General features: G+C 41.8%; 11 protein-coding genes and 1 rRNA gene. 9 read left to right on the forward strand and 3 right to left on the reverse strand.

Translation table 11 applies throughout. From position 1 onward, the window contains the following. Window positions 1–62 precede the first annotated feature (62 nt). The 5 genes from ACSBQP_RS17030 (at window position 63) to ACSBQP_RS17050 (ending at window position 5,570) form a co-directional block, all read left to right on the forward strand. Window positions 63–1,085 carry an ABC transporter ATP-binding protein gene (locus ACSBQP_RS17030; protein WP_435028663.1) on the forward strand — a complete coding sequence of 341 codons (1,023 nt, stop codon included), beginning with the start codon at window positions 63–65 and terminating at the stop codon, window positions 1,083–1,085. After that, on the forward strand, window positions 1,054–2,031 hold the full coding sequence (locus tag ACSBQP_RS17035; RefSeq protein ID WP_435028664.1) for an ABC transporter ATP-binding protein: 978 nt from the start codon (window positions 1,054–1,056) through the stop codon (window positions 2,029–2,031). Before ACSBQP_RS17030 ends, ACSBQP_RS17035 begins: the two co-directional genes overlap by 32 nt. Continuing rightward, complete coding sequence (locus ACSBQP_RS17040; protein WP_335372612.1) at window positions 2,006–3,592, forward strand: ABC transporter substrate-binding protein; 1,587 nt, start codon at window positions 2,006–2,008, stop codon at window positions 3,590–3,592. Before ACSBQP_RS17035 ends, ACSBQP_RS17040 begins: the two co-directional genes overlap by 26 nt. A 61-nt stretch (window positions 3,593–3,653) precedes the next feature. Beyond that, window positions 3,654–4,655 (forward strand): ABC transporter permease, encoded by a 1,002-nt coding sequence (locus tag ACSBQP_RS17045; RefSeq protein ID WP_017358852.1) that lies wholly within the window; start codon window positions 3,654–3,656, stop codon window positions 4,653–4,655. A gap of 18 nt (window positions 4,656–4,673) precedes the next feature. Next, the gene (locus ACSBQP_RS17050) at window positions 4,674–5,570 is read left to right on the forward strand and encodes an ABC transporter permease (protein ID WP_007496739.1); all 897 of its coding nucleotides are present in this window, start codon (window positions 4,674–4,676) and stop codon (window positions 5,568–5,570) included. 29 nt (window positions 5,571–5,599) lie between these two features. Here the strand turns inward: ACSBQP_RS17050 and ACSBQP_RS17055 are convergent, their stop codons facing one another. Beyond that, a complete protein-coding gene (locus ACSBQP_RS17055) occupies window positions 5,600–6,673 on the reverse strand; it encodes an FUSC family protein (RefSeq protein WP_007496742.1) in 1,074 nt (357 codons plus the stop codon). 247 nt (window positions 6,674–6,920) lie between these two features. Next, entirely contained in the window at window positions 6,921–8,216 is a 1,296-nt protein-coding gene (locus tag ACSBQP_RS17060) for a glutamate-1-semialdehyde 2,1-aminomutase (RefSeq protein WP_435028665.1), read from the reverse strand. Between the two features lie 129 nt (window positions 8,217–8,345). Between ACSBQP_RS17060 and bcp the strand changes: the two genes are divergently transcribed. Both bcp and perR read left to right on the forward strand, forming a co-directional pair. Beyond that, window positions 8,346–8,813 carry a thioredoxin-dependent thiol peroxidase gene (gene bcp / locus ACSBQP_RS17065; protein WP_007496746.1) on the forward strand — a complete coding sequence of 156 codons (468 nt, stop codon included), beginning with the start codon at window positions 8,346–8,348 and terminating at the stop codon, window positions 8,811–8,813. Window positions 8,814–8,972: 159 nt separating this feature from the next. Continuing rightward, window positions 8,973–9,410, forward strand: coding sequence for a peroxide-responsive transcriptional repressor PerR (gene perR, locus ACSBQP_RS17070; RefSeq protein WP_003217782.1), 438 nt, complete (start codon window positions 8,973–8,975; stop codon window positions 9,408–9,410). A gap of 35 nt (window positions 9,411–9,445) precedes the next feature. Here perR and ACSBQP_RS17075 read toward each other — a convergent pair whose 3' ends face one another. Next, window positions 9,446–9,793, reverse strand: a complete 348-nt coding sequence (locus tag ACSBQP_RS17075; RefSeq protein WP_007496750.1) for a YgzB family protein — start codon at window positions 9,791–9,793, stop codon at window positions 9,446–9,448. Between the two features lie 189 nt (window positions 9,794–9,982). On the opposite strand from ACSBQP_RS17075, the gene ACSBQP_RS17080 reads away from it, so the two are divergent. Continuing rightward, window positions 9,983–10,861, forward strand: a complete 879-nt coding sequence (locus ACSBQP_RS17080) for a nucleotidyltransferase-like protein (protein ID WP_435028666.1) — start codon at window positions 9,983–9,985, stop codon at window positions 10,859–10,861. Window positions 10,862–11,179: 318 nt separating this feature from the next. Further along, window positions 11,180–11,309 (forward strand): 16S ribosomal RNA (locus tag ACSBQP_RS17085); the annotation flags it as partial.

The raw sequence follows: 11,309 nt of genomic DNA on the forward strand, positions 1-11,309 counted from the left end.
CATGACATATTTCCCAGCTTGTCTCAATACAATTTTAAAAAGTATGACGGGGTGGTGAAGATGTGAAAGAACAAGAAGTATTGCTAGATGTCAAACAGCTGTCCGTTGCCTTTCAGCAAAAAAAGCAGAGAGTGCCGATCGTCCATGACATCTCATTCTCTATTCAAAAAGGAGAAACCTTAGGTATTGTGGGCGAATCTGGCTGCGGGAAAAGCATCACATCGATGTCTTTAATGGGGCTGAATCACCAAACAGAAACAACAGGTCACATACAATTTGAAGGTCAAAACCTGCTGTCACTTTCGGAGAAACAATGGCGAGAGGTCAGAGGGAATGACATCTCAATGATTTTCCAGGAACCCATGACTTCTCTCAATCCACTCATGACCATCGGCAAGCAAATGACAGAAGCCCTTTTTACACATCAGGCCATCAGCCAAAAAGAAGCAAAAGCGAAAGCGGTAGATTTGCTTCAAACGGTAGGCCTGAAACAAGCAGCGTCATTACTCAAAAAATATCCACATGAACTATCGGGCGGCATGCGTCAGCGTGTGATGATTGCGATGGCGATGCTGTGTCACCCAAAGCTCATGATTGCAGATGAACCAACGACTGCACTTGATGTCACCATCCAAGCACAAATTCTTCGTTTGCTCAAAAAGTTAAATGAAGAGATGGACACCGCTATTTTATTTATTACTCATGATTTAGGCGTCGTGCGGCAAATATGCCAGCGTGTCATGATTATGTATGCCGGTCGAATCGTAGAAGAAGGAACCGTTGACCGTATTTTTCAAAAACCTCTGCATCCCTACACAAAAGGTCTTTTCGCCTCTGTTCCATCATTTAAAGAGAAAAAAGAAAAACTCATGTCTATTGCGGGTCATGTACCTAAGCCAGGAGCTATTCGGTCCGGCTGTCAATTTGCACCACGCTGTCCATATCAAATGACGCAATGTCTTGAAAAAGACCCATCTTTACAATCCATTTCACACAATCACCGCGTCGCATGTTTTCTAATGGAAGGAGGAGAAGACACTGAATCACCCACTATTGCAAGTGAATCAACTGACGAAGCGTTATGACACATCGGCATTTTTTTCTAAACACAAACAGACGACTATGGCTTTAAATCAAGTGTCCTTTCACGTGAAAGAAGGAGAGACGCTCGGCATTGTGGGCGAATCTGGCTGCGGGAAATCAACCCTTGGCAAAAGCTTAATGAGATTAATCGAACCGACTTCTGGCTCAATCCAAATGAAAGGAAAAGAAGTGATGCTTCTGAAAGAACGAGACATGCGTTCCTTCAGAAAAGACATTCAAATGATTTTCCAAGATCCATACGCTTCCTTAAATCCACGAATGAAAATCAAAGACATTTTAGAAGAACCGCTCATTGTTCATAAACATGGAACAAAAGCAGAAAGACAAAAGCGGGTAAAAGAGATGTTGCACATTGTTGGGTTTGACCCATCCTATGGAGACCGTTATGCGCACCAATTCAGCGGCGGTCAGAGGCAGCGTATTGGAATTGCTAGGGCGCTGATTACTCATCCAAGTCTTGTGATTGCCGATGAGCCAGTTTCCGCTTTAGATGTATCGGTTCAAGCGCAAATATTGAATTTAATGCTCGAATTGCAAAAGACGCTTTCTCTGACGTACTTGTTTATTTCTCACGATCTAGGCGTTGTCAAGTATATGAGCGATCGAATTGCAGTGATGTACGCTGGTCGTATTGTAGAAATGGGTCCTGCGGAGGACGTATTTCACAAGCCGCTTCATCCTTATACATCGCTTCTTCTGACATCCATTCCACATATGGATCACGTGCTGGAAACGCAGGATGTGTCAGCGGAAGAATCCACCCTGGTGTCAGAAGAGGGCTGTCCTTTCTATAAAAGATGTCCAAAAAGGTGGGCGCAATGCTTGCAAGCTGTTCCGCCTTTGTATGAGGAGAAAACAGGCCATGCAGCCGCGTGCTATTTATATCAAAAGGAGGAACACAATGAAGAAGACATGGTTATTCAGTAGTTTCATTTTTGTGCTGGCACTTGCGTTATTTCTAGGGGGCTGTTCATCTTCATCAACATCAGAAGAAAAAGCCACAAAAGACACTCTCGTATTCGGCAGAGGAGGGGACTCTACGTCACTTGATCCGATTACAACAACAGAAGGCGAAACCTTCAAGGTCACAGAGAATATGTTTGAAAAGCTTTTGAATTACGGTGAAAAAGACACGACCATCCATCCGGGCCTCGCAACAGAATGGGATGTTGCAAAGGACGGAAAATCGTACACGTTCTACTTAAGAGAAGGTGTGAAATTTCACGATGGCACAGACTTTAATGCAGAAGCAGTGAAATTCAACTTTGACCGCTGGATGAATGGAGATGCCGAAAAATTTCCTTACTACGGCATGTTTGGCGGCTATAAAAAAGATAAAGGGCATGTCATTAAAGACATCATCGTCAAAGGAGAGCATGAAATTGAATTTCAACTCAAACGCCCGCAAGCAACATTTCTGAAAAACATCGCCATGTCACCATTTGGTATCGCTAGTCCTGCAGCAGTTGAAAAAAGCGGTGATTCATTTAGAGAAAACCCAGTTGGCACAGGACCATTTAAGTTTAAAGAATGGAAGCAGAACGATCGTATTGTCTTAGAAAAGAACGAAGATTACTGGCAAAAAGATAAACCAAAACTGAAACAAATCATCTTCCGCTCTATTCCTGAAAACTCTGCTCGTTTAAATGCGCTTAAAACAGGCGAAATCGACTTAATGGATGGCGTCAATCCGTCCGATTTAGATGGTATTAAAACAGACAAAGCGCTCCAGCTGATTGAAAGACCATCCATGAACGTAGGTTATATCGGGCTGACAGTGACTAGAAAGCCGCTTGATAACAAGTTGGTTCGTCAGGCGCTCAATTATGCAGTTGATAAAGAATCAATCATCGAGTCGTTTTATGGAGGACTTGCTGAACCAGCAAAAAATCCACTTCCTCCGTCATTAGAAGGCTACAATGACGAGATTGAGCCATATCCATATAATCCGGAAAAAGCAAAAGAACTATTGAAAGAGGCAGGCTTCCCTGACGGTTTTCGCATCAAGCTTTGGGCAATGCCTGTGCCGCGCCCATATATGCCAGACGGGATGAAGGTAGCTGAAGTCATTCAGTCAAACTTTGAAAAAGTTGGTGTCAAAGCCGAAATCGTCACATATGATTGGGCGACTTATTTAGATAAAGCAAGTAAAGGCGAAGCAGATGTGTTCTTATTAGGATGGACAGGGGACAATGGCGATCCTGATAATTTCATCTATACATTATTAGATAAAGACAGTATTGGCGGTAACAACTATACATTCTTCCAAAACGATAAAATGCATGACATCCTCATTGAAGCGCAGACCGATACGGATCAAAAGAAGCGAAATGAATTATATCAAGAAGCTCAAGAAATCATTCATGATGAAGCGCCTTGGATTCCATTAGTCCATTCAATTCCAATGCTTGCCGCATCTAAAGATTTAAAAGGCTACCAGCCGCATCCGACTGGTTCCGAAGCATTGACTGACGTATATTTCGAATAAGCAAATAAGGGAGATCGTTTGATCTCCCTTATCCAAACAATGAAAAGGCGGTGAAAGCTGTTTGTTTGCTTATTGTATGAAGCGAGCAGGAATGCTCATTCCAGTACTGATCGGAATGACCTTAGTTGTATTTTCTATTATACGGTTTATCCCTGGAAATCCGGCGCAGGTCATCTTAGGACAGCGGGCAACGAAAGAAGCAGTAGAGCAATTGACGATTCAGCTTGGTTTAGATCAGCCGTGGTACGTACAATATGGTCACTACATGCTGGGGCTTTTAAAAGGTGATCTAGGGACTTCCATACGAACAGGAGCGGCTATTGCCCAGGAAATGAAGCCTTACTTATTCGCTACATTAGAATTGACTTTCTTCGCTATGTTGCTGGCGATTATTGTCGGTGTGAATGCCGGAATCATTAGTGCGTGGTTTAAACATTCTTTCTTTGATTATGTGGCCATGTTTATTGCGCTCATTGGGGTGTCCATGCCGATTTTCTGGTTAGGCTTAATGGGACAGTGGCTATTCTCGATTGAATTAGGTATTTTGCCGACTACAGGACGAGAAAACGTCAGAAATCCGGTAGAGTCGATCACCTATATCCATACGCTGGACACGATTTTGCAAGGAAGATTTGATCAATTCTTTGACAGCATCAAGCATTTAATTTTACCAAGTACCGCTCTCGCAACGATTCCTGCTGCGATTATTGCAAGGATTACGAGGGCAAGTATGTTGGAAGTCCTTCATTCAGATTTTATTCGAACAGCAAAAGCAAAAGGGGTACGTTCATTTTTCATCATTTATCAGCATGGGCTGAAAAATGCGCTCATTCCGATTTTAACGATTATTGGTCTTCAAACAGGTCTCTTGCTAGGCGGAGCCATTTTAACAGAAACGATCTTTGCTTGGCCGGGAATTGGGCGATATATTTACGATGCCATTAGCTATCGTGATTATCCTGTTATTCAAACTGGCATTCTTGTTGTTGCGCTCATATTTGTGCTGATCAATTTCATTGTGGATATCTTGTATGCAGTCATTGATCCGAGGATTAAATACTAGAGAAGGGAGAGTGACGACATGGAAGCGCAAAAAGAGCTTCAAGCACCTAAACAAAAGGAAGAACGCTCTCAATCACTGATTCTTGAATCGATGAAACTGTTCTTTCAGCACAAGCTGGCGGTCATTGGCACTGTGATTGTCTTTTTATTTCTGATCCTAGCAATCTTTGCACCGCTCATTGCTCCTTATGGAATCAACGAGCAGTCACTAGGCGAACGATTTAGTGCCCCTTCAGCTGCGCATTGGTTTGGTACGGATGATTTCGGGAGAGACATATTTTCTAGAGTCGTGCATGGAGCTCGGATTTCATTATGGGTGGGTTTCTTCTCCGTTCTCGGGTCGGTTATTTTAGGAACATTGCTTGGATTGATGGCAGGTTACGGCGGTAGATTGCTGGATGCTGTCATTTCAAGACTATTTGATATTTTACTCGCTTTTCCTAGCATTCTATTAGCGATTGCGATCGTTTCCATCTTAGGACCTTCCTTACAAAATGCCCTTATTGCCATAGCGATTATTAACGTCCCCACATTTGGCCGGCTGGTTCGTTCAAAGGTGCTGAGCATTAAGCAAGAAGAATATGTTTTAGCAGCAAAGGCAGTCGGGATGTCACACCGCCGCATCGTTCTTCGTCACATTCTGCCAAATAGTATGGTGCCGGTCATCGTTCAAGCGACGCTTGCGATTGGTACTGCCATTATCGAAGCGGCCGCTTTAGGATTTTTAGGATTAGGTGCACAAGCGCCAAGTCCAGAGTGGGGGAAAATGCTTGCCGATGCGAGACCTTATCTCGTACAAGCGCCATGGACTTTATTTTTCCCGGGGATTGCGATCATGCTGACGGTTCTTGGCTTTAACTTGATGGGAGATGGATTAAGAGACACCCTTGATCCTAAAATGAAGAAAATAAAATAAGACCGATTCTAAGAATCGGTCTTTTCTATTTAAGCTTCTTTTTCTTCTGTCTCAATCTCACTATCTTTTGGGTGATACGTTTGGAAGCTTGTAATCAAAGTATCTAGATGCTCCAATTCATCACGGTATTCAATAATGCTCGACATCACATTCAGCATATTGTAATCCAGCAAGTCGTTTTCTTGATTTTGCTGGTGCTGAATAAATGATTTCGTTAATGCTTCAAGACGAAGAGAGCATTCATTTTGAAATTCATCGTCCTGCGGTTTCATTTTTCCAACAAATTTCATTAAGGTACGTTCATGCCAATAAAGTAAATAATCAATCTCATCTGTTAAGCTCTCTCTGAAATGCTCTGGCATCAAATGAATTTCATTTTCTAACTTATGAAGCTTTTTCAGCAAGTACAGCGCTCGATTAGACGTCATGATTGCCTGTCTGAATAAAACAAGCTTTCTAGATTTGACATAAGTTGTTTTCTTTAAATAGCTTCGTTCTTCTTTGTATAACAAGTAAATGTGATCTAATTTGATCATGCGTTCTTTTATTTGATCGATGTCATCCTTTAAAGTGGAATGATCAGTAGACTGTCTGGAGCTCAGACGGATCCATTTTAAAATCTCCTCCGTATTTTCCATAATGTGATGAACAAGCTTTGTTTCATACTTTGGCGGCAGGAAAATCAAATTCACTAAAAATGAAGAAAGTACGCCTAACACCACAGTTGCTGTTCGAATTAAGGCAAAGGAAAGGAAATGATCCCCTGCACTTTCTAAAATCGCGATGACGGTTACGAGTGCAATCGGAATCGTGTGTTCAATCTTCAGCTTTAAATTAATCGCAATGACCATGACGGCAGTTAAGCCGATGATGACTGGTCCTGTGCCAAAAAGCAGACCGAACGTAATGGCAAGTGCTGCTCCAATAATATTGGCTTGCACTTGATCAACAATCGTTAAAAATGATCGATAAATAGATGGCTGGATAGCAAATACAGCTGCAATTCCCGCGAAGACGGGTGTCGGCAACCCAAGCCATGTTGCCAGGTAAAGCGCGAGTACAATGGCAATACCAGTTTTTAAAATACGGGCTCCAAGTTTCATTGGTTTTGTCCCTGCATTCCTTTCTTTTCGATAATAGATGACCACTTGTCATATATCATAAATATTTTGATGAAACAACTAAGTAATATACAGCGGTCTTCCGAAATATTCAAGTGATTTTTGAAAGTTCATGAAAACATCAAAAGAAGGTATTGAGAAAAAATGTAACAGATTCACTCGCTTTTGACAATCAAGAGCTGGTAAATAAAAAAACAGACGCATGAATTTACGTCTGTTTTTCTCTTCATTATGATTGTTTCAGTTGTTCAAACGCATGATCTACCGCTTTGAGCGTTTCAGAAATATCATTTTCAGAATGTGCAATGGTTAAGAACCACGCTTCATATTTAGAAGGAGCGAGGTTAATACCTTGTGCGAGCATGAATTTAAAGAAACGGGCGAACATTTCACCATCCGTATTTTCAGCCTGCTCGTAGTTCACAATCGTTTCCTTTGTAAAATAAATGGTGAGAGCACCTTTTAAGCGATTCACTGTAATATCTACTTGATGTTTTTTTGCGTGGGCTAAAATCCCCTCTTCTAACATGGCCCCGAGCTGATCAAGGCGTTCGTAGACCCCTTCTTCTTTTAACACTTCCAAGCATGCAATACCAGAAAGGATGGAGGCGGGATTTCCTGCCATCGTACCAGCTTGATAGGCTGGTCCAAGCGGGGCGACTTGCTCCATAATTTCTTTTTTGCCGCCGTAAGCGCCGATTGGAAGACCGCCGCCGATAATTTTACCTAATGCAGTGAGGTCAGGTTTTACTTGAAGCAAGTCCTGTGCACCACCATACATAAAGCGGAAAGCTGTAATGACTTCATCATAGATGACTAGAGCGCCTTTTTCATGAGTCAGGTCATTAATCTGCTGCAGGAAACCGTCTTTAGGCTCTACGATGCCAAAGTTCCCGACAATTGGCTCAACAAGAACAGCTGCTACTTCATCACCCCAGCGGTCTAATGCTTCTTTGTAGCTGTCTATATCGTTGAATGGAACGGTAATGACTTCATTTGCAATACTTTTAGGCACGCCCGCTGAATCTGGTGTTCCTAAAGTGGAAGGTCCAGAGCCAGCCGCAACTAGCACAAGATCAGAATGACCGTGGTAACATCCGGCAAACTTAATGATCTTTGTTCTACCTGTATAAGCGCGAGCGACACGGATTGTCGTCATCACAGCTTCTGTACCTGAATTGACAAAACGAACTTTATCCAAAGCAGGCATCGCTTCCTTCAGCATCTTAGCAAAAGTGACTTCATGCTTCGTTGGTGTTCCGTAAAGGACACCCGTCTCGGCTGCTTTCGTGATGGCTTTTGTAATATGAGGATGAGCATGTCCCGTAATAATTGGACCGTATGCTGCCAAATAGTCGATATAACGGTTTCCGTCAACATCCCAAAAATAAGCGCCTTCGCCTTTTTCCATTGCAACAGGTGACCCGCCGCCCACTGCTTTATATGAACGAGATGGGCTGTTAACCCCTCCAACAATATGCTCCAGCGCCTCTTGGTGTAATTTTTCTGATTCGGTGAATTTCATAAATAGCCTCCTATCTCAACGTATCACGTCGTCTATCATTATTTTAACATGCCAATGCAAGCGTCCTTAGTTGAATATCTTCTCGAAATTGGATAGGCTAATGAAAAAATAGGTTGGAGGGATTGTATCATGACAATCGAAGTGGGGCAGCAAGTACCTGATATTGAATTACTCGGTGATAATGGAGAGAAAGTAAAGCTCTCTGATTTTAAAGGGAAACACATTGTCCTTTATTTTTATCCAAAAGATATGACGCCAGGGTGTACAACGGAAGCCTGTGATTTCCGTGACCGCCATCAAAGCTTTGCGGAATTAGATGCTGTGATCATCGGCGTAAGCCCAGACGGTCAAGACAAGCACCAAAAGTTTAAAGAAAAACATGACTTACCTTTCCTGCTTCTTGTAGATGACGAACAAAAATTGTCTGAAGCTTTCGGTGTATGGAAGCTGAAAAAGAACTTTGGTAAGGAATACATGGGAATTGAACGCTCAACGTTTCTCATTAATAAAGAAGGAAAGCTTGTGAAAGAGTGGCGTAAAGTAAAGGTGAAAGATCATGTGGAAGAAGCGCTTGAGGAACTGAAAGCTCACGCTTAATATGTTGACGTGATGAGATCGGCAGTCGTGCCGGTCTTTTTTGTATAGAAGAATAGGTAAAAAAGAGGATTGTAATTGACAAAGTTTCGGCTCTGGGGGTACACTATTTATAAAGATTATAATATAAGAATATTTTTGAAAAGAGAGGTGCATGATGAAATGGCTGCTCACGAACTAAAAGACGCTTTAGATGCTCTAAAAGAAACCGGTGTTCGAATTACTCCGCAGCGCCATGCCATCTTGGAGTTTCTCGTAAATTCTATGACACACCCAACCGCGGACGATATATATAAGGCACTTGAAGGGAAATTTCCTAATATGAGTGTAGCAACGGTTTACAACAATTTACGAGTCTTCCGGGAATCTGGATTAGTAAAAGAATTAACGTATGGGGATTCCTCAAGCCGATTTGATTTTGCGACATCTGACCATTACCATGCGATTTGTGAAAACTGCGGAAAGATCGTTGACTTTCACTATCCTGGCCTTGATGAAGTAGAACAGCTTGCATCCCATGTGACAGGCTTTACAGTAAGTCATCATCGCTTGGAGATCTATGGCACTTGTCAAGAATGTGCAAAAAAAGAAAATCATTAATGAAAAAGCTGACCAGTTGAATGGTCAGCTTATTTTTATGACTTTTTTCGATTGTAGGATTCATCAAACTCTTTGCCTTCTAATGCTGGATCGAGTGTAAGTGGCTCTCTGCAATGCATGCACATGTCCACCCGCCCAAGCACTTTTGTTTCCTTCTCACAGCCTGGACATACGACCCGGACTGCCTTCGTAGAAAGCATACCGATCCAAAAGTAAACGGCTGTACTCAATCCAATCGATAACACGCCGAGTAGCATAAAGAAGGTCGACAGCCAGACCGATTCCTTGAAGAACACACCGATATACATGATCAAAAAACCAACAAAAACCAAACTAAGTGCAAATGTTCTGATTTTATTAATCTTACTGGAGTATTTCGCCATCCCTAGTCCCCCTTATCTCCAATATAGCACATTTTACCTTTCTGTTTGAATTAGTTATAGAGTTTTGTGAATAAATTGCTTATAATGATTCAACGATCTTTTTTCATGTATTGAAGGAATTTTGATTCTATGAGGAGAAATACATAGCATTAGAGAAGAACCTTACACCCGAGTATTGGAGGAATCACTATGGAAAATCTTCTCCGTCCTATTTATCAAGAGAGAGCAAGTCATCCAGATACATTAGCTGTGATTATAGTAGAAAGAAGACATAAAGTATCTTCTGAGACGGATAACTTTGATGCAGCGCTTCTAGTCATCGTAAAGGATGCAAAAGAACCGTTATTTATTAAGCACTATGAATCCGGTCACCAAACAGCTTCTTTAAATGTTGTCACAGATGATCAGTTGAAGGAATGGATTACCTTAGGTACCAACAGACGGATTATTGATTGGATTTTAAACGGAAAAGTCCTGTTTGATCGAAATGAATATATTTTCAACTTGATTGATGAACTGAGTACATTCCCGTTTTCTAACCGTAAGCTCAAAATTGGTTTAGAATATGGCAAGCTCATTCGCAGATATATAGAAGGAAAAGCATTTTTTGAATCAAATCAATTCCTCGATGCATATAATTCCATTGTGCATGCCCTGCATCATCTGGCGCGTATTGAAGTGATTGATAAAGGCTTCCACCCAGAAGTGACCGTTTGGAACCAAGTACGTCATATGGAGCCGGAAGTATATAAACTTTATTCAGAGTTGATTGAAAGCCACGAAAGTCTTCATAAGCGGTTAGAACTTTTATTCCTAGCGAATGATTTCTTGATTCATTCAAAAGCAGAAATTGGTGCGGCTCATTTGCGTCATGTCATGGAACAGCAGGATATTTGGCTGTTTGGCGAGCTTCTTGCACATCCTGATCTCAAACATTTCACACCTGATCTTAGTGTGATGATTGATTTCTTTGTGGAAAAAGGAATTGTGCTAGTAGAGCCAATTGAGACGAAGGGGCAAAAAATCTATCATCGAGGATATTTTGTTAAAAAAGATATTGACGTATGAATATTATGATGGTATATTATTAAACGTCGCTAATGAGCAACTGAGTTGCTTTGAAAGAAAAGCGGACAAAAAGAAATTCAGAAAAACACTTGACGCACACGGTGCTCAAATGTTATATTAAGAAAGTCGCCTCTGAGCGATAACGAAGATGATCTTTGAAAACTAAACAAGACAAAACGTACCTGTTAATTCGAGTTTTTATAAAAAAATCCTATGATACATCATAGGTAGTCAGTCAAACGCTGACGAGGCAGGAAATGATCACATGCTAAGTTCGCTACATCGTGTAGCAACGCATGTGTGATATGCATCCTGCATACCTCGGAGAGTTTGATCCTGGCTCAGGACGAACGCTGGCGGCGTGCCTAATACATGCAAGTCGAGCGGACAGAAGGGAGCTTGCTCCCGGATGTTAGCGGCGGACGGGTGAGTAACACGTGGGTAACCT

The organism is Bacillus sp. G402 (assembly GCF_051172515.1).
GTDB classification, from domain to species: Bacteria; Bacillota; Bacilli; order Bacillales; family Bacillaceae; genus Bacillus; species Bacillus altitudinis.